We start from the raw sequence: 18,454 nt of genomic DNA on the forward strand, positions 1-18,454 counted from the left end.
TGCTGAAGTGATTTGCGAGGTGGTATATAAGCCGTATGTGAAGCTTATTGCGTCAGTGTATCAACGCTTCAATGATTCAATAACACGGTGATGTACTAGAATAAAAATACAACAAGAACTAAATTCAAAGATGCATTGATGCTCTGAAACAATGCTTCATAATATCGGTGTGTCTTCGATATGCATATTGCGAAAATCATTGAAGTAAAGAAGCGCCAATGCGTTGAATACACGATACAGTGATACCATGAATCAGAATGATTTGTTTCGTTAACACATCGAAGCCATGTTGCAGTGATTTGCTGAACCAACAATTCAATGAAGCAATGAATCACCAAAAAATTAGCTTAATGAAATATTATTTATGCTTCAATGAAGCATAAATATGATGAAGCATTGGCGCAAAAAAAAAGTGATTAGTGTGACTTGCTGTTAGTCCTGAATGTTTGAAGTCTTGAATTCGTGAAGCGAAGATACAATGAAGCAAAAGGTCGGCGTCTCGACCCCATATTTCTGCACCTCCTATCAAATACTGCATTACGCATTCTAAATGCTTCTTTGAAGCATAGAAGTATGGAAGCTATGAAGTTGTTATAAGCTTAACTTTAATTTATCTAAATGTCTATTTATCAATAATGTTATGACAGGTATTAACCTATTTTATTTCGTGCATAAATTCTGCATGTGCACTCTGTTGATGATGCCTAGTTCGTGTGAAAGCTGGTTTTTGTTTACTAAAGCAAAGTATAGTAAATGGCATTGGTATAGATTTAGCCGCAGGCTATTTAACTAACTAATAAAAGGGATATAAATGAAGAATTTTCCCCAATGCTGTTATCTTGAACGGCAACCATTAGATACATTTTGGCGTGACCACGGATGAGGAAAAGCAATTAAATCTAAAGCTAAAGCAACTGGCTACAATAAGGTTTTTCATTACCTTATGATGCTCGGGATAGGAAGTGAAATCAAAGAAATACTGCTGGCGGAATTGCAGTAAAAACTTCTAGAAATGTTTCTAATTTAATTAGATTACCCGGCTGCATCACTCTGGAAAGGCTTTTAGTATTCATGAAGGACAATTAGTATAACCGTTGCCTACTATCTGAGAGTGCTTGGTATAATTGCAAAAAAACGCAACTTACAATAACTTTAAAGGTGTCCTAATTTACGGAGTTAGTCAACGCCTGGGCAAAGATAAAGAGCCCAGATAGCTTCCTGTTTTGGTCGTGTCCAACGTCATTCCGGGCAGTCCTACAGAGATGGCATAGGAGATGCAGGGTATTGCCAGCCGCGCAAAGTGTGAAAGCCTGTGTGGCATACGGAGCTTTCCTGGAAGGAAAAAGACTCACTCAACAGCAGAAGGTGGGTCGCTGCTCAGTGGGACTGTAAATTGATTGACGCACCTATTGACCATAACCAAGTAGTTGTGTACGAGCACCGGAAAGAGAAGCACGTCCACGTGCATATTTACATTGACCAGGTGCCGATTGATGGTAATCTCGCGTTGCGAACGGACAACAATTTCTATCGCCAGCGGTTCATTATTAAGCAAATAAGCCAGGAGTTGGATATACCTGTCATGCCAGAGCGCCGACGCGGTACAAAGAACATAGACCCCAGAAAGGAGGCCGTTCGCCAGCATATAGGAGACGCTTTACAACGAATTTTAGCTTGTCTGAGAGGGGGAGAAATAGCTAATTTGCTTCAGAAAAAGATATGTATGTGCTATATGCATAATCGGGGAGGAACCTTGCGAGGAGTGAGCTTTAAGGTAAACGGCATAGGTGTGAGGGGAGTAGAAAGTAGGCCATAAGAGCGGCCAGCTGCGAGCCGTTTTTAGGGAGTTCGCGAACGGATTCCAGCCGTCAGGTGCTATCAGGCGATGGACGAAAAGTGTTCCTCCACCAAGTCAATAAAGTAACAGCAACCAGAGGCATCGAGGCGAAAGCTCAGAAAATGACCAGTGACAGGCTGGTGTGCGTTTATGTGAGCAGGACCCAGTCGTTAACCCAACGGGTGCGTGCGACGGCCAAGCGCTGCTGGTCATCGTTACCAGAATGCTGAGGGCCACTATCCTTTTTAGGGCGGCAGTTGTGCTGGGCTAGTGCGCATGAGTACTCGCTTAGTCCCTGTATGCGAAGCTAAATGCTAAGGCAGCCACATTCGGCTTATGCTATAAGCTGGCCTTTGTACTGCGAAAAGTTGAGGCCCACACACCGCTTAAACAAGCGGCTGAAATGAGCGACATCATCGTAGCCTAGTTGGTAGGCAATTTCTTTAAGTGTCAGGCAACTGGAGTCGGCTAGGCGCTGCGCTTCGGCAATGATGCGGTGCCGGATATGACTGCCGGCCGTACGCCCGGTTTCCTTCTTAATGGTTTCACTTAGGTGATTGGCTGTGACGTGCAGGCGGTCAGCGTATTCCGTCACGGTTCGGAGCACCGTGTAGTGCTCCTCGAGAATGCCGCGAAATCTGAGAAAAAGCGACCCGGCCGCCGATTGAGCCCGAATTGGGGCCAGCTCTTCACGCAGCCGCAGGCAGTGAATCAGAAACGCTTTCAGATAGGTGCGCACCAACGCTTCTTTGCGCAAGCCGAGTGACTCAGATTCCCGCTTTAGGCCATTTATCAAGAAGACGAGGGCGCCGGATTCGGTGCCCGAAACCCGGAGTGGACTTTCCTCAACTGCGCAGTAGAAAAGGCTGTTGGTTAGTGAAACATCCCGCATGTCGCCTTCCTGACAGAAAAATTCGTCCGTAAATTGCAGTACCGTGCCGGTCTGGTCGGTCGTGTGCGCCCTTGCAAGCTGGCCGGGGCCGATAAAGTGAATGCTAATGGCCGACAGGCCGGCGGCCAGGCTAACTGTAGAAGCGAATGACTGGTCTTCTTCTACAAGCACAATGGTGTATTGAAAAGGCCGGATGTGGGGCTGAGCTAATACCGGCTGGTTGGCTTTGGGCTGAAAACACGCCAGAGGGTGGAGTTCAAACAATGTTTGGGCCGGCAACCGGAGGGTGTTACCACTGAGGTTCATGATGGAGGTGCGCTTTGCCGTGAAACCATCAGTTTCTTGGAAGGACTGTCTGGAAGCAGCGTACCCAAAGCCAGTGCCAAGCCCCAGCAGCCGCCCAGTTCTTGGCTTAGCGCCTGAAAAGGGCAATTGAATAAAAGGGGTAGGGGGGAAGCCGCTGTAATTATCCAGAAAAGTTGGGGCTGCCCCAAATAGCTGGAGTCAGGTGAATCCAGGGCTGGGGCGGATTGTGGCAGCTTTTTCCGGCCCCTTGGTGGCCGGAAATCAGCCGTAAAACATACAATAGTGTCCGTGGTCTGGCCATGGTAGCGGCCACTGGGCGAGCAGAAATTTGGGTTAGTGCTCGGGCCTATGACTAATCAAAAGATGGCGTCCGAAATCAAGTAATCCCCCTTACCAACCCTAAGTATGATGACCACCACGGACACTAAAGCCTCTTACGTATCAATTGATTACCGCTCCGATGCCAACATGCTGGTTACGCGCTGGCTGTGTCAGGTAGAAATGGAGCAAATTTGCGCGGGCTACGAGGCCACGCTCGAAACAGCGGCCCGGCACCGGTGCGCCCGCTGGCTGGTGGACACCCGCCGCCGCGCTGGTACCGATTTAGACGGAGTAAAGTGGATGTTTTCCACTTTTTTTCCGGCCGTGCAGCTACACTTTGCTTGCCCCGTTTATATGGCTTTTCTCGTAGCCCCGCCGCTAATGCGCAACTGCCTGCCCAATGCGCCTCTGCCTATCGTCGAAGACTTTGGAAATATTCACGGCCAGCGGTTCACCGATGAGCACCTGGCCGTGGAGTGGCTAATCCAGTTCTAACAGGCTCTCTGCCTCAACGCAAAAAGCCTGGCTTTAGTAAGGAGCCAGGCTTTTTAACGTTTGCAGGGGAGGCCTTACTTCCAGTAGTTGTTGGCAGCAGCAATGGTAGCAAACTCAATGGCCACGGTATGGGTGACGGCCAGCAGCAGACCGGCGTCGTTGGCGTATACGTCGCGCAGCTGTTCGCGCTTTTGGGCATCGGGCTGGGTGGCCTTCACGATGAGCCGGCTCATTTTTACCGCCAGTTGGCGGCCTTCTTCGGGCGTGGCCGTGAGCAGGCTGTTATTGGGTACCAGAGTTGTCGGGTCCATGTTGTTAGTTGAAAAAGGTGAGCAATGCTATACCCGATTACGCCGGCACCTTGCGCTGAGCAATGCCCAGGCGGTTCCAGGCGTTCATGGCCACCACGGCCAGCAGCACCTGGGCCAAGTAGCTTTCGCCGAGCAGCGCGACAGCCTCACCGTACACCGCATCGCTAACGTGGTGCCGGGCAATAAGCGTTACCTCTTCGGTAAAGGCCAGAATGGCGCGTTCTGCGGCCGTGAAGTAGGACGTTTCCTGCCAGGCAGCCAGTGCGTGCAGGCGCTGCTCGGTTTCGCCGTGGGCCAGGGCTTCCTGTGTGTGCGTCATCAGACAGTAGGAACAGCCGTTGAGTTGGGAAGTGCGCACATTAATCAGGTCCCAGTGCGTGAGTGAAAGCCCCGACTGGCTAAGCTGCTTGTGCATGAGCATCAGGCCGCTGTAGGCTTTGGGCTCTACGCTCGTGAGCTCGAAGCGCGGCTTCGGTACCACCCGGGCGGTGGCAGCAGACAAAAAGGTGTTTTCCATGAAGAAAGGGGTTAAACGAGGTGAATAAAATCAGAAGGTGAGTTGGCTGCCGAGGTCAAAAAGCGCGGTCAGCCCAGCCGCCAATGGCCTGGGACTGTCGCGCTGACACCATAGCTTAAGCTGAAGCACTTGCCGCTTGAGTACTTTTTGCATCAGCGAGCGGGTAGTGGCATCGAGCAACACAATTTCAGCAGGACTGAGGTGCTTGCCATAACGGTTCAGCTCTTGCTGACGCAGGAGCTCCAGGTGGTTTTTCAGGCGGTGAATCAGTGGCGACACTTGCAGCAGTTGGCTCCAGGTGTGCAACTCGGACAGGTGCTGAGCAATGATGGCGCGCACCTGGGGCACGGTCGCCTGGCGTTGTTGCAATGCCGCCGACGTCTTGGCCCGAATCGCGTCGATATTGTACAGCGTCACGCCCGGTAGCCGGGCCACGGCGGGCGCCACGCTACGGGGTACGCTCAAATCCACGAACAGCTTGCGACTGCCCGGCTCCATGGTTTCGGCTACCAACCGAGTCGTGAAAAAAGCTTGCGGACAGGTAATGGCCGAAATCACCACATCGGTCTCCCGCAGGGCAGCGCTCAATGCCTCAAATGCCACCAAGTGCAGACCGTAGGCGTCGGCCAGCGCGGCAGCTTTGGCGTGGGTGCGGTTGCACAGCGAAACGTGACCAAACGGGTGGCGTGCGGTCAGTTGCCGGCACAGGTCGGTGCCGATGCTGCCCAGCCCCACCACCAATACGCGCGGAACGGGGAGGTGCGCGGTTAGCTCGGCCACCAGTTCTACGGCGGCCGAGCTAACCGATGCAGTGCCGCAACGAAAGCTGGTGACTGCCTGCACGCGCTTGTGAGCGGCAAACACGCTGTGCAGCAGGCGGTGCAGGAAAGGGCCTGCTGCCTGGGCCCGAACTGACCAGTTGTAGGCTTGCTTTACTTGGCCGATAATCTGCGAGTCGCCCAGTACCCGCGCTTCCAGCCCGAGGGATACTGCAAACAGGTGGTGAGCAGCGGCGGTGGCATCAGGTAGCACGTCGAAATAGCGTTCCCACCCGGGGCCAATGAGGCAATTTTTCAACTGGCCCAGGGCTTGCCTAATTTCCTCGTTGCGGTCCGTGCGGGCTGCGTAGTAAACCTCCGTGCGCTGGCAAGTGCTCAATACGAGTAAATCGCTCAGATTCAGCTCTTGGTGCAAGGTGCGCAATAGCTGATGGCATTCGCCTTCGTTGAGCGCCAATTGCTCGCGGACTTCCAGCGGGGCGTGTTTGAAGGATAAACTGAGGGCCTGGAATGGGTGTGCGAAAGCTAGCTGTGTCATGATTACAACCAGTTAAAAACTCGGTCTTTAAGCCCGCTTGTTCGCCTTCCTATTGCCGCTCGCCTACCGAAACGGGGTAGGTACGGGCCCGGTCCACGAGCATAGGGTCGGCCACACTGATGCCATCATGCACGTTGTTGGGATTGAAAAACAGGGCCTTGTCTTCTGCCACCGTATTGGGGGCCATATTGCTCAGGGTCAATGTGCCCAACAGTACCCGTTTGCGGCTGTCGGGCCAAGCCACCGCAGGGTTTTCGATGACATCTCCTGGCTCGGCCACTTGCGCATAGAGCTTGAAGACGATGGGCGCAGCCGCCACGCGTTGCTTAATCTCGGTTTGCAGATAGTTGGGGTTGGCTGTGCTGACTTGGGCTTTGCTGAGGAAATGCTCGCCTGCGTCGGGCACCAGCTGGTAGCGCACGAAATGCGTCTCCCCGGCCGTGTTGGTAAGCTTAAAGGCATTGACCCCGAAAAAGGAGAGCGTAGCCCAGCTGGTGCTCATCGGCTTTTGAGTGGTCAGGAAGGTTTTAGCAATGGGGTGCGTATTGAGGAATTGCCCCAGAGGAGCAGAATCGCCCCGCCCATTACTGCCAATAGCCTCCAGCAACGTCCGGAACTCGTCGGTGGTGGCCACCGGGAAGCCGTTGAAGCTGTGCAGTACGATATCGGTGGATTGATTATCGGGCAGCAGAAACTTGATGGCCGCGCCCCGGGGCCGGGAGGCCCCCACAGTGTCGGCAATGTCGGGGATGCCGGTGAAGTCCGAAAACCGCACCACCACGGCTTCGCCCTTGCCCTGCAAATGAGTGGCTCGCGTCAGGCGACTGGCCGATGCCGCAGGCAGGAAGCTGCCTTGGAGAATAATGCCTTTGGCGTGGACCGCCCGGGCGTGGTGCGCCCCAAACGCCGAGTTCAGCGCCTGCACCATCTGCACGGGTGAGGCCACCGTTTTCGACTCGACACCGGCGTTGCCGTCCTGCGCCCGGACCGTGAGCGCGAAACTGAGCGATAGCACCATCAGGGTCAGGGCGAATAAATGGCGCGAAGCATCCCTATCGGCTGCGAACTGGCAGTAAGGGGTGAGAAGGGTTGAGTCAAGCACTTTCATGACGTGGAGAAAAGAGTGATAAAAAGCCGATGTTCAAGGAATAGCCCGGGATGCGCGCTGGGTTTCGCCCCGTGGTATTCCGGGTAGTAAGAGGAGTCCTGCGCACGGGGGCAGCAGGCCGATAAGTCAGTCCAGCACCGAGCCGCGCGCTCGGGGCCGTGTGCGCCAGGCATCAATGCTCCAGGCGTAGTCCGGGGCACTGGCCAGCAGCCCCGCAGCGCCAGCAGCAACCCACACCGAATAATTGAGCGCAGGCTTGGGGCCGAACGAAAGCGTCATGGCCAGCGCGAAAGCCAGCAGGAGCAAGCCCGTCCAGGCGGCGGCGCCCCGCGTGCCGGCTCCCAGCAGCAAGCAGCCGCCTAGCACCACTTCCAACACCGTAGCCAGGCCGGCTAGGGCGGGTGCCCAACTGAGCGGCGCGAAAGAATTGACCTGGGCCGTGTAAGTCACAAAGTGGGCCCAGTCGCCCCAGGAAACGCGCGGCTCCCCCGGCGGTCCCCAGAGGCCCAACCGGTCGGCCACCGCCGAGAGGAGGGAGGTTCCCAAGGCCAAGCGGGCAAATAGAACAACCAAGCGCGGCTGGTTTTTCATGGCATAAAGGGGGAGTGAATAAAGCTGAGCCAGGATTGTTGAGCGGAGTGGGAACGCAATTCCAGTGTATGGGCTGCCCTGGCGCCGCCCATATGCGATTGGTTTCACGCTTGCTATCGGGCCAGGCCTAGCAGCACGGCGCTCACTTGGTCAGGCAGCGATAGGAAAGGGCAGTGGCCGCTGGGCAGCGTGTAAGTTTTAGTGATGCCCGCTGCCGCGACCATGCGCTTTTGCAGGCGCAGGCCCACGGCCTGGTCTTGGGAGGTGTGCACGTAGTACTTATCAACTCGGCCGAAATTTGCCGCCGTCACCGTCACGGGGTTGGTGAAGGGAATGGCCGGTTCGGCGCGATAATTATCCGTGACCAGCTTTTGAACCGCAGCATTGCCATCCTGAATAAAGACAGGCAGCAGCCGGTCGGGCCGGATGCCGAGCGTGAGCTGGTCGGCCGAGGGCACCAGCGCCGCGCCCAGTTGCGAGGTGCTATCGGTGGAAGCCAAGGCCAGCAGCGACTGCCCATTAGCGGGTAAAAAGGCTCCGATGTACACCAGCTTGTCGATGCGGTCCGGAATGCGCTCCGCCACGGCCGTCACCACCATGCCACCCAGGCTGTGGCCCACCAGAATTACGTGGCCGGGCTGCGCCGCAATGGCGGCCACAACTTTGTCACGGTAAGAATCCAGCGTGAGGGTCGCGGGGGGCGTGGTATCGGCGCCGTGGCCGGGCAGTTCCACAACCACAACCCGCTGACCCTGCTGCACCAGCTGCTGCTGCACCAGCTGCCAGGCGTAGGGCGCTTGCCAGGCTCCATGCACCAGCACAAAGGTTTTAGGTGGGGCTGCCGGGTCGGTTTTTTCGTCGGAGCAGGCTACCAAGGCGCACAGGAGTACGGCCGCCAGCAAGGCGGTAAATCGGAATGGTTTCATGAGGCAAGGGGATAAGGGAAAAAGCCAGGACTGCTAGTGTCGGGTTGCCGCCAGCACGCCTGTCCCTGCTTCGGGGGCCGCGGTCAGCTGGGCCAGCCAGGTCAGGATGCACAAGGCATCTTCGCGCCAGCTAGCTTGGCCTAGCACGAAGTGGTTGCGGCCGGGTAGCTCCCGGTAGGCCGTGACGGAGCCCGCATGCTGGTAGCGCTTATAATTTGAGTAGTTCAGCGAAGCCGGAATGATGTGGTCGGTGCTGCCAGCCAGAAACAGTAGCGGGGCGTGGGGCTTCGTGAAGTCAATTCTGGCTGCCGCCGTTAGGCCATCCCGCGAGATGTGCTTCGACTCAGGAACGACAAAGTCACGGTAGGCAGCACGCTGCTCAACCGGCGACATGCCGTTGGTGAAAGCGTATTGCCACTGCTTGAACGACATCAGGAAGCTTTCATTCACGGGCGTGAAGTAGCCCAGCGGCCCCCACACCGACCGATAAAAAGACCATTTGAAAGTAATAACGCCCTGCGGCGGCACGGAATGGATAGCTACGCCCGCCGCGGCCAATTCCCGTTGCAGCAACAGTTGTGTGAGCAGGCCGCCCATGGAATGACCAATCAGAATGGGCTTCTCGGGCAGTTTGGCTACAATGTTTGCGTAGTAATCCGTTAGTTGGTTCAGGCGGATGGAGGCTACGCGAGCGTCGGGCTGCCGGCTGCGTAGGGTCAGCGCGGGCGCGTCTTTATAGGGCCAGGCCGGTACCAGACAGGTATAGCCATGTCCTTCAAAAAATGTTTTCCATTCGTGCCAGCATGTGCTGCTGACGAAGGCCCCGGTAATAAACACGATGGTTTGGGAGGGACTGGGTTTCATGGGGCCAGAAATAGGGTTGGTGAACAATTACGCTGGTATCACTGCCAAGTATTTGCAAAACCATGCCACCTCCTTCGGTCCAATTTTGAGAAAATATGCTATTGTTTAAGTTATTGCCAATCAGATTATTGAAAATATAAATGCGTTTTTATCGGGACGTTATGGCTTCCAGCTTTTTTGGAGAAATCCGGAACGCTACAAATTATTGCGAGCTGCTTCGGCAATCCATTGCTAGGCGTGCGCCACCAGTTCCGTTTGGTCGAACTCCAGCCTGATGTGCACCCCACTGGTTCCCTCCACGAGCAAGCGGCCCCCTATTTGCTTGCTCAGGCCCTGAATGAGACTCAAACCGAGCGTACGAGACTGTGTAGGCTCAAATTCGGGCGCAAAGCCAACCCCGTCGTCTCTGACGGTGAGCTGGTAGCAGTGGGCTTGGGGTGCTTCCAATCCAACGTAGAGATTACCCGCCTGCCCGGCCGGGAAAGCATATTTAAGTGCATTGGTAATGGCCTCGTTTAAAATCAGGCCCAGGGGCACAGCCAGGGTTACATCCATCTCCAGAGGAGCCACCGCCAGGTGCGTTTGCACGGACTCCTGGCAATTGAAAGAAGCCAGTAGGTGGTCGACGATTTCTTGGATGTAGGCCGCCATTGGCACACCGGCTAGGCGGTTGCTCTGGTAGAGTTTTTGGTGGATAAGGGCCATGGAATGTACGCGGTTGCGGCTTTCGCGCACGGCTGCGCGGGCCTCCCCGTCCTGCATGTATATGGACTGCGACCGCAGCAGGCTGCCTATGATTTGCAGGTTGTTTTTGACCCGGTGGTGAATCTCCTTTAGCATCCATTCTTTCTCTTCCAGCAGGCCGCTCTTTTCCGTCAGTACTTTTTCCAAGGTCTGGTTCTGGGCCGCAATTTCCTGCCGCTGGGATTCCAGCAGGCGGTTGCTCCGCTGCTTGAGGCGGTAGCGATTGTAGCCCAAACCCAAAACCACCGCCAGCATGAATACCCCCGCCAGGGAAGTGTTGCGTTGCCACTCGCGCTGCCGTAAGTTGGCCTGTTGCACCTGGTTCTGTTTGGTGAGCAAGGCCATGGCATGCTCCTTTTCCTTCATATCGTACAGGACTTGCAGGCCGGCGAGCTGCTTGCTTCGCTTTTCGTTGAACACAGAGTCCCGAAGCTGTTGGTAGCGCTGCTGATGACGAATGGCAGCAACATAGTTGCCCTGCGACGAATCAACCTTAAACAACAGGAGCAGCATGCGCTCGGTTGTACTTGAATATGTTTCGCCCTTTTGGGCTGCCGCTTTGCCCAAACAGATTCGGGCTTTATCATACTGCCGGTTAATCAGGGCAATATTGGCGGCCCGCATGAAGGCCGTCAGCAACAACCCGCGACGGCTTATTAGTTTTCGATTGCTCTCTAGTGCGTTGATGAGCTGCGAATTGCATAATTCGGCTGGGCCTAACTGGTGGTTGGCTAAATATCCTCTCGCGAGCAGATTCAGCGAATCAATCCGGAAAGGGTCTTTAAGTGGATACTGCCGAAGCTTTTCCTGTGCCAGGCTTAAGGCCCGTTGGGGTTGATGCTGAGCAATCAGAACCTCTGTAATAAGGATTAAGGCATCGTTCACGCTGCTGGCATCTCGTGCCTTCTCAGCACGCAGGAGCACGTTGTTGTAATACGACAGCGCATCTGGGAACTGGTTGAGAACGCGGTACAGCGAACCCATCCGGCAATAGAAAAGGTTGAGGTCGGTGGTGTCGCGGGAGGCCAACGCGCTTTCTATGGCGGCCTGACCGTAGCGAAATGCTTCTTTATAGTCTCCTAAATTGCCGCTGGTCACGCTCAGCAAGTCGTAAGTGTAGTGGAGGCGGCGGTAGCCGATGGCGTGGTAGCGGGCCAGTACCTGCAGGAGCTCGGCGCGGGCCAGTCCGTCCTTCCCCTGCTGCAGGTGCAGGTCCGCAATGGTTTTGAGTGTGTAGGCGGCCCGCTCCCCATCGTTCAGGGTCTGGTACAGCGCCATTGCCCGCTCTAGGCTGGCAATTCTTTTTGGAAAGTCAGTTGCGGATAACGTATAAGTTTCGCTCAGGTAATACCACCCGTCGGCTTCCAGACGGGCGTAGTGGAATTGGGTACTACTAGTCAGTCCCTGCAACAATAGCTTCTTCCCTTCAGCTGTTTTGCCAAGGCCCAGCCAGAAGTTGCCAAGCGTGTAGCTGCTGCGAATTTGCCCTTCCACATCCCGCAACTGCTGACTCAGCGTCTGCGCCTGCTGACGGTAGATTAACGCGCTGTCCAGGGGCGTCCCCAATCTCTGGTACTTGGCAATGAGGTCCTGGCTCAGAGCCAACAGCAGCGCCACCCGTTTCTTAGAAGGCGGCGTCTGCCACAGTTCCTGCCGCAAGCGGTGGGCAGCTGCGGCGGAAAGCGCCGGGTACAGCGGTTCGGCAGCGAGCACCCCGCTGGTCAGCAACAGGAGTAAAATGAGCAGGGCACGGGGCATATGAAAGCGGCTGCGAAAAACGGAGCGTATAAGCGAGCAGGGGGAGCCCCATGGTGGCTAAGGCTTATGCCTCTGCTCCTGAAGAAGTAATCGTTTTGCGAATACCCAGCTTTTCCATGCGATATTCCAAGGTCGTCGGCTTGAGGTTCAACAGCTCGGCCGCCCCGCCGCTGCCCCGCACCCGGCCATTGCTTTTCATCAGCACGCTCAGGATATACTCGCGCTCAGTTTCCTGCTGCAGCTGCTTCACGTCGAGCAAGTCTTTGGGCGGCTGGGACGGTTTGACACCCATTCTTGTCGGGTTGGCTAGCGCATTGGCCTGGGCGGCTTCCGGATGGAAAAACGAATTGACCAGGGAACGGCCCAGTTCCAAGGGGCGCTGCCCATCGCTGACGATGATGGATTGCTCGATGATATTTTCCAGCTCTCGAATGTTGCCCGGCCAGGAGTAAGCCAGCAATTCGGCTAGCGCCCCGGGAGCCAGGCCCCGAAAGGGCTTGCCGATATTGCGAGCAGCCTTTTGGGCGAAGTAAGTAGCCAGGGCCAGGATGTCGCCCACCCGCTCGCGCAACGGCGGCAGTGGGAGTGGAAACACGGCCAATCGGAAGTAGAGGTCCATGCGAAAGCGTCCGGCTCGTACTTCTACTTCCAGCTCCCGGTTGGTGGCCACCAGCACCCGCACGTCGGTTTTAATGGGCGTGTTGCTACCCAGTCGCTCGATTTCCTTTTCCTGGAGCACGCGCAGCAGCTTGGCTTGCAGCTCTAGTGGCAACTCGCCGATTTCGTCCAGGAAGATGGTGCCGCCTTTGGCTAGCTCAAACTTGCCCACGCGCCGGTCGTGCGCACCCGTAAAAGCGCCCTTCTCGTGCCCGAACAGCTCCGACTCAATGAGCGTGGCTGGCAGTGCGGCGCAATTCAGCTTCACCAGAATCTTGTCGCGCCTAGCCGACAAGTTGTGAATCGCCCGCGCAAATAGCTCTTTGCCGGTGCCGCTTTCACCCAAAATCAGCACTGTGGTATCGGTGGGAGCCACCTGCGATACTTGGTTGAACACCCGTAGCAGCGCAGGACTGGTGCCGATAATTTCTTCGAAGTTGGCCGTGGTCTTCACCTCGTCCTGCAGGTAGGAATTCTCCCGGCGCAGTTGTTCGCTGAGCCGGGCCACTTCCTCAAACGCCAGGGTGCGCTCCAGCGTCAGGGCCACGGGCTGTTCCAGACGGTCGAGTAGGGCCAGGTGTCGGGTCCGGTAGGCGTCGGGCTGCTTGCTGAAGAACGAGAGGATGAAACGGTGGCCGGGCCCGACTACCACGGGCATGACCAGCGCCGACTCCATGTGCAGCGTTTTGGCAATGCCCTGAAGCAGGGGATGTTGCCGGCACAGCTCCGCGTATGCTTCCTGACCGTAGCAACGGGCAAAGTCGTAGAACTGCTTGTCCAACTCCTGCAGCTGGGGCATGTGTACCGCCGATAGGTTGATGAGCCGCAGAAAAGCTTCCTGGTCCAGGGTTTGGTACTCGTCGAACCCCGTGCGGTAGTAGCGGTGCGTGAACTGGCTGTCGCCGTGCTCATAGCGCACGGCCATTAAATCGAAGGCAATATCTCCTTGGAGTAGAGCAGCTGTTTGCAACAGCTTCTCCGGCCAGGGCCGCGACTGGGCCAGGGCTTCGGTAAGGGAAATTTGTAGAGTCTTTTCTTTGCGCAGCTGCACCTCCACGCCGTGCGCGTGCCGGTAGCGCCCAATTTCGAGGGCCGTGAGCACGTCCTTTTCCCGGAAGGGCTTCACAATATAGCCGCTGGGCTGGGTGGCTTTCACAGCTTCGAGCACACTGGGGCTGTCGTTGGCCGAAATGTAAATGAAGGGAATACCTTCCTCTTCCAAGGTGACGGCCAAATCGATGCCGGTGGCCTTGCCCTTTAAATAGATATCGAGCAGGACTATGTCGGGGCGCTGCCGGGCTAGTAGTTGCCGGGCTTCGGCGACTGAGTCGGCAATTCCTTGCACGCCGTAGCCCGACTCGAGCAGCAGCAAACGCAAGTCATTTGCAATAACGTACTCGTCCTCCACCACCAAGACGTTGCAAGTAGAAGGCGCAGGGCGCAGAGCAGCGGGCGGGTGCATAGAATAGGAATAGCGAGGAAAGCCAAATGGCCATGGGCACAAGCTGACGCCTTATCAAATATAGGTTTTCTTTGGCGGAACAGCGCCTCAGCGTCTTGATTATCAACACGGCCGTCAACCTTTGCGCTATGTAGAATCATGCCATGGTTCCTTTGGACAAGTTGGGGTCGATACAAATGGGAAATGCATGTCCTCAGTTACCATCAGCCCGGTCTGGAGAGCATAACTTCGGAGGCTGATGAATTTGAAGCCTCCAGAATTTTTGGATAACCCCAAATAAGGCTAGTTATTTTGGAGATACCCAAAGCAACGGAAAGCAATAAGAATCAGCTTCGAAAGAACTGTTCTTTTGACTGCTGCTAGAGTTCCTCAGCGGCGTATCGCAAATGCCCCTCTCGGGGTTAACCCCCCACTGTGCACCTGGAATCATTGTCCGACCCGCAATTCAACCGTGCCTGGGCGGTACTCGCGAGCGGAGTATTGCTGCCCAGAGCATATTGGGTAGAACGCATATTACCCGCTAACAGGCGCTGGTGGAAGCATATGTTCACTCACGGCATTAGGCTGCCTGTGCAGAAAGCGAAACATTATCAATTCTTCTGGGATGGCAGCAAAAAACAATGGGACGCCATCCAACAACTTCGAATCCCGCTCGCAAACCACGTCCCAGCTATGTCAGGATAAACTAGGTTACTTCAGCCTTTTAGGTATGCTGACTTAACGGCGGACTGAGTACGTCTTGTGCTGCGGCCCGACGCCCGTAATCTTCACCGATTGCCAGCCTGTAGGCAGGGTTGTTTTGCGTTGTAGAATACCCATAGGCGTAATGTCAAGCCCGCCAAAGCCCATGAGCACGGCTTGCAGTACCCCGCCTGCCCCGGTGGCAAAGTAGGGGTTGGTACCACCCTTGGTTTCGGCAATGACGCGGAACGGCGCCAGCAGATTGGGTTGGTAAGCATCTTGGAAGAAGTGATGCGCCTTGTCGGCGTCGCCCAGGCGGGCATAGAGCAGGGCGAAAATAGCTTGGGTCATGGCGGGCGTGCCTTCATTGGGCACGCGAGTTTCATAATAAGCGAGGTCTTTGCGAATTTGGGCAGGAGCCGTAACAACGCCTAATGGGTAGGCCAGCAGGTTCACATCGCCTTGCTTGATGCCTTCGCCGTGGTAGGTGGCGTGCTCCTGCGTCACGCCATTGGGCAGGTGCAGGATGGGAATGTTTTGGGCGACGTGCAGCCAGTCGGGGTTGGCGGGCAACCCCAGCAGCTTGGCGGTCGCGGCGGCATTGTGTAGGTTGACCTGGGCGGCAGCGTTGGTGAAGGCATCGTTGTCCACGTTTTCGGCCCACTCATCCGCCGCTACTACGTTCTTAATATCGTAGTGGCCGGGGCCATTGCGCTCCGCCCGGCTGGCCCAAAAGTCGGCCGTGGCGGACAGGATGGGCCAGCCTTTCTCACGCAGCCACGCCTTGTCTTGGGTCACGCAGTAGTACTGCCACGCAGCCAGCGCTACATCGGCCGAAATGTGGTGTTCGAAAGGGCCGCTCAACGCCCAGACCGGGGTTTCCTCTACGCCCGCATCAGCGCTTTCCCACGGAAACATTGCGCCCTGGTAGCCGTGCGTCAGCGCATTGTGGCGGGCCGATTCCAGACGGTGAAAACGGTATTCGACCAACGACTTGGCCATCTCGGGGTGCAGCACGGCCAGCACCGGAAACATCCACACGTCGGTGTCCCAGAAAATATGTCCGTTGTACCCCAGCCCCGAAAGGCCCATCGGCGAGGGCGAGTAGTCGGTGCCGGCCCGCGTGAAACTGTAGAGGTGGTAGAGCATGCTGTGCACATCTTGCTGCGCCTGGGCGTCGCCGATTATCTCAATATCGCTCTGCCACAACTCCTGCCAGGCTTTGGTGTGGAAAGCGAGCAGGCGGGCTTTGCCTTCGAGGCGGGCAAAAATGGTCAGGCGCTCGGCCTGGTTGAGCGGGTCGGGGTCGTGGGCCGAGGTGAGGGTGGTGCCTGCCACCGCGTAGGTGTACGACTGACCGGCTTGCAGTAGCTTGCCGAACTTCATGAGGTGCAGGTTGCTGTCCCACAGCTCATGGATGATGCGCGGCTCCTGCCCGTGCGGCTCCTCAAACAAGAAGCTGGTGCTGGCACATATTTGCAGCTTGCCCGTGGGGCTCCGGGCCGAGGAGGTGAGCAGGCTTAGCGTGGCGTGCGGCCGGTCGATTTCGTTGTAATAGTTCTGTGTTTCACGCAGCGCATCAGGGGCTTCCAGCACGCTGGCCGCCGTGAGGCTCAGGTGTTTCTTAGCCTTTATCGTCACGTCGAGCAGCGCCGTGAAGGGCAAGTGACGCAGGGCGTAGTAGGTATAGCTGATGGTGGCTTTATCGGCGTAGTCGAAAGTTGTAGTGAAGGCGGCCCGCTGCATGTCGAGTTCTTGACGGAAATTGCTAACGTCCTGTGCATTAATGCGGTGGCCACCTATTTCCAGGTACGTGTTTAGCAGGTTGAAGCCATTCAGGAAGTTGCTCACCCGGCCCCGGCCATACTGGTCGTACGTGCTGGCCAGCACCACATTCTTCACCTGAAATGGCACCGGCGACGACACAATGCCGAGCATCCCGTTGGCTACCGTCACCCCGTAGTAATTAGCGGGGTCAATTTTATCGGCCGCGATGCGCCACGAATCGGGAGTTTGGGCGGCCAGCGGCAGGCGCGCGACCAGTAGAAGTAACCAAGTGAAGAAATGCGTTTTCAAAATAATAAAATTTAATGCACAATGCGTGAGCAGTTTACTGCACGCGCCGCAGCCGTAGGCAATCGAGCATAGCTTGGTTGACTAAGCCATTCATGTTGTGGTTGGCGGGCTCGTAAGCCAGCGTGAGTGCGTTAGAGCCTTTATCGAGGCGCACGAGAATGGGGTTTGAATAGCCCCAATTCGACCATTCGTCCACGCCGCGCTGGGGCAGTACCACGGTGCCTAATAGTTCGGAGCCATGGCGTAGTGTCCGGATGGCGCACTTGTTCTGCGTGTTGATGGGGCCATTGCCGTTGGCATAGCGGAAATCGAGCGCGTAGAGGCCGGGCTCGGGCACGGCGACAGCAATGGTTAGCCGGGTGTTGCGGCTGGTGCTGACTTCTACGAAACCAGAGCCGGTGAATCCCTGGTAAGCCAGGGAAGATTTAGGGGCAAGGGTTTCCAGCTGCATTTGCTCCGCTGTCCCCACTGCTAGCGGCTCGCTGGCAAAGGACTCCAGGCCCCCGGCACCAACGGCCACCACTTGGTAAGTGCCTTCTACCGCTGGGGCCGCCGTATCGGTGGAAGCCTTGGTGCTGATTAGCTTGCCATTGCGCAGCACTTTGTAGGCGGTGGCCCCGGCAATGGGCGTCCAGTGCAGACGTTCCTGTTGGTAAGTCAGGGCCGGTGTTTCAGGCGAAAATGCGTTGTCCACCCGATTGACCAGCTGGGCCGCCGGTGCTTGATTCTTTAAGGCAATGCTTACGGTATGACGTCCGGTCAGACCAGCTGGAATGGCCGCATCAGGCAGCGGTTTATCGTCGAGGGTGATGCTTTGGATGACGTTGCCAAAGCCTTCCATCGTCACATCGAGTACCGCCCGGCGGTAACGGAAGCCCATGAGCTTGCGACGCCCTTGGAAAGCCTGCGGCACAAAGGGCCGAAACACGAGCAGGTCGCCCTGGTACTGCATTCCAAACAGCACCTTGTAAACCAAGCTCAGGCTGCCCGACAAGCTCCAGAGCATGTTCGAGGAGTTGATTTGGGTGCCGGCGAAGTCGCCATTGCGGGCCACGAAATTCTCCTTATTGGTCAGAAACAGCGCCGCCGGCCGGTAAATGGCGGCTAGGCCCTCGGTGAGGGCGGGCTCGTTGCCGACCTTGGCGGCGGCCAGGGCCCAGAAACTCTGCACAAAGGGCCACACGGCGTCGTTGTGGTAGGGCGGCAGGCCCGGAATCTGCGGGTAAATGCAGGAGATGCCGTAGGGCGTGGTGGGCGTTTTGCTCACCACCTGCTGGGCACGCTCGCCTTCGGCAATGCCGAAGAGCACGCACAAGGCCTCGCCCAGTGCTTCGGCCCGGGGCGAGAGCACCAGGTGGGTGCGGCCGTACAGGTACTGGCCGTAGTAGCCCTTGTCGGCCTGCCACAGGTGCTGGTTGATGCCAAATTTAATGACCTCGGCTTGGCGCTTGTGCTGGGCGGCCACGCCGGGCTGGCCAAGCTTGATGGCCATCTGGGCCAGCACGATGTTGGCCTGGTAATGCACGGCGTTGGTGCCCAGGTTTTCGGACTGGTAGATGTCCACCGGCTGCATCCAGCGCGGGTAGGTCTG

The 18,454-nt window shown here is 56.5% G+C and carries 14 protein-coding genes; 2 read left to right on the forward strand and 12 right to left on the reverse strand.

Annotated elements, in window-relative coordinates:
• Nucleotides 1-1,312 precede the first annotated feature (1,312 nt).
• Nucleotides 1,313-1,816 carry a relaxase/mobilization nuclease domain-containing protein gene (locus J4E00_RS30335; RefSeq protein WP_410779763.1) on the forward strand — a complete coding sequence of 168 codons (504 nt, stop codon included), beginning with the start codon at nucleotides 1,313-1,315 and terminating at the stop codon, nucleotides 1,814-1,816.
• Between the two features lie 355 nt (nucleotides 1,817-2,171).
• Here J4E00_RS30335 and J4E00_RS24450 read toward each other — a convergent pair whose 3' ends face one another.
• Complete coding sequence (locus J4E00_RS24450) at nucleotides 2,172-3,035, reverse strand: helix-turn-helix domain-containing protein (protein ID WP_208177997.1); 864 nt, start codon at nucleotides 3,033-3,035, stop codon at nucleotides 2,172-2,174.
• A 405-nt stretch (nucleotides 3,036-3,440) separates the two neighbouring features.
• Between J4E00_RS24450 and J4E00_RS24455 the strand changes: the two genes are divergently transcribed.
• Nucleotides 3,441-3,851 (forward strand): hypothetical protein, encoded by a 411-nt coding sequence (locus J4E00_RS24455; RefSeq protein ID WP_208177998.1) that lies wholly within the window; start codon nucleotides 3,441-3,443, stop codon nucleotides 3,849-3,851.
• Between the two features lie 74 nt (nucleotides 3,852-3,925).
• On the opposite strand, the gene J4E00_RS24460 is transcribed toward J4E00_RS24455, so the two are convergent.
• The 11 genes from J4E00_RS24460 to J4E00_RS24510 all read right to left on the reverse strand — a co-directional run.
• Nucleotides 3,926-4,162: a hexameric tyrosine-coordinated heme protein gene (locus J4E00_RS24460; protein ID WP_208177999.1), complete on the reverse strand. Its 237-nt coding sequence runs from the start codon at nucleotides 4,160-4,162 to the stop codon at nucleotides 3,926-3,928.
• Between the two features lie 37 nt (nucleotides 4,163-4,199).
• Nucleotides 4,200-4,679, reverse strand: coding sequence for a carboxymuconolactone decarboxylase family protein (locus J4E00_RS24465; RefSeq protein WP_208178000.1), 480 nt, complete (start codon nucleotides 4,677-4,679; stop codon nucleotides 4,200-4,202).
• A gap of 30 nt (nucleotides 4,680-4,709) precedes the next feature.
• Complete coding sequence (hemA, locus tag J4E00_RS24470) at nucleotides 4,710-5,996, reverse strand: glutamyl-tRNA reductase (protein ID WP_208178001.1); 1,287 nt, start codon at nucleotides 5,994-5,996, stop codon at nucleotides 4,710-4,712.
• A gap of 49 nt (nucleotides 5,997-6,045) precedes the next feature.
• Nucleotides 6,046-7,104 (reverse strand): catalase family peroxidase, encoded by a 1,059-nt coding sequence (locus tag J4E00_RS24475; protein ID WP_236050114.1) that lies wholly within the window; start codon nucleotides 7,102-7,104, stop codon nucleotides 6,046-6,048.
• A gap of 126 nt (nucleotides 7,105-7,230) precedes the next feature.
• Nucleotides 7,231-7,695, reverse strand: a complete 465-nt coding sequence (locus J4E00_RS24480; protein ID WP_208178002.1) for a DoxX family protein — start codon at nucleotides 7,693-7,695, stop codon at nucleotides 7,231-7,233.
• A 113-nt stretch (nucleotides 7,696-7,808) separates the two neighbouring features.
• Nucleotides 7,809-8,621 (reverse strand): alpha/beta fold hydrolase, encoded by an 813-nt coding sequence (locus J4E00_RS24485; RefSeq protein WP_208178003.1) that lies wholly within the window; start codon nucleotides 8,619-8,621, stop codon nucleotides 7,809-7,811.
• A 33-nt stretch (nucleotides 8,622-8,654) separates the two neighbouring features.
• Complete coding sequence (locus J4E00_RS24490) at nucleotides 8,655-9,485, reverse strand: alpha/beta hydrolase (protein WP_208178004.1); 831 nt, start codon at nucleotides 9,483-9,485, stop codon at nucleotides 8,655-8,657.
• 231 nt (nucleotides 9,486-9,716) lie between these two features.
• Complete coding sequence (locus J4E00_RS24495) at nucleotides 9,717-11,987, reverse strand: histidine kinase dimerization/phosphoacceptor domain -containing protein (RefSeq protein WP_208178005.1); 2,271 nt, start codon at nucleotides 11,985-11,987, stop codon at nucleotides 9,717-9,719.
• A 64-nt stretch (nucleotides 11,988-12,051) separates the two neighbouring features.
• On the reverse strand, nucleotides 12,052-14,106 hold the full coding sequence (locus J4E00_RS24500; protein WP_208178006.1) for a sigma 54-interacting transcriptional regulator: 2,055 nt from the start codon (nucleotides 14,104-14,106) through the stop codon (nucleotides 12,052-12,054).
• 717 nt (nucleotides 14,107-14,823) lie between these two features.
• On the reverse strand, nucleotides 14,824-16,863 hold the full coding sequence (locus tag J4E00_RS24505) for a glycoside hydrolase family 65 protein (RefSeq protein WP_208178007.1): 2,040 nt from the start codon (nucleotides 16,861-16,863) through the stop codon (nucleotides 14,824-14,826).
• A gap of 34 nt (nucleotides 16,864-16,897) precedes the next feature.
• On the reverse strand, nucleotides 16,898-18,454 hold a 1,557-nt coding region (locus J4E00_RS24510), incomplete at its 5' end, for an MGH1-like glycoside hydrolase domain-containing protein (protein ID WP_410779764.1).

Source organism: Hymenobacter negativus, assembly GCF_017571495.1.
GTDB lineage: Bacteria > Bacteroidota > Bacteroidia > Cytophagales > Hymenobacteraceae > Hymenobacter > Hymenobacter negativus.

Excerpts from the sequence above, each read along its gene's own strand:
- J4E00_RS24450 (WP_208177997.1), bottom strand. The coding sequence starts at position 3,035 with ATGAACCTCAGTGGTAACACCCTCCGGTTGCCGGCCCAAACATTGTTT.
- J4E00_RS24455 (WP_208177998.1), top strand. The coding sequence starts at position 3,441 with ATGATGACCACCACGGACACTAAAGCCTCTTACGTATCAATTGATTAC.
- J4E00_RS24460 (WP_208177999.1), bottom strand. The coding sequence starts at position 4,162 with ATGGACCCGACAACTCTGGTACCCAATAACAGCCTGCTCACGGCCACG.
- J4E00_RS24465 (WP_208178000.1), bottom strand. The coding sequence starts at position 4,679 with ATGGAAAACACCTTTTTGTCTGCTGCCACCGCCCGGGTGGTACCGAAG.
- hemA (WP_208178001.1), bottom strand. The coding sequence starts at position 5,996 with ATGACACAGCTAGCTTTCGCACACCCATTCCAGGCCCTCAGTTTATCC.
- J4E00_RS24475 (WP_236050114.1), bottom strand. The coding sequence starts at position 7,104 with ATGAAAGTGCTTGACTCAACCCTTCTCACCCCTTACTGCCAGTTCGCA.
- J4E00_RS24480 (WP_208178002.1), bottom strand. The coding sequence starts at position 7,695 with ATGAAAAACCAGCCGCGCTTGGTTGTTCTATTTGCCCGCTTGGCCTTG.
- J4E00_RS24485 (WP_208178003.1), bottom strand. The coding sequence starts at position 8,621 with ATGAAACCATTCCGATTTACCGCCTTGCTGGCGGCCGTACTCCTGTGC.
- J4E00_RS24490 (WP_208178004.1), bottom strand. The coding sequence starts at position 9,485 with ATGAAACCCAGTCCCTCCCAAACCATCGTGTTTATTACCGGGGCCTTC.
- J4E00_RS24495 (WP_208178005.1), bottom strand. The coding sequence starts at position 11,987 with ATGCCCCGTGCCCTGCTCATTTTACTCCTGTTGCTGACCAGCGGGGTG.
- J4E00_RS24500 (WP_208178006.1), bottom strand. The coding sequence starts at position 14,106 with ATGCACCCGCCCGCTGCTCTGCGCCCTGCGCCTTCTACTTGCAACGTC.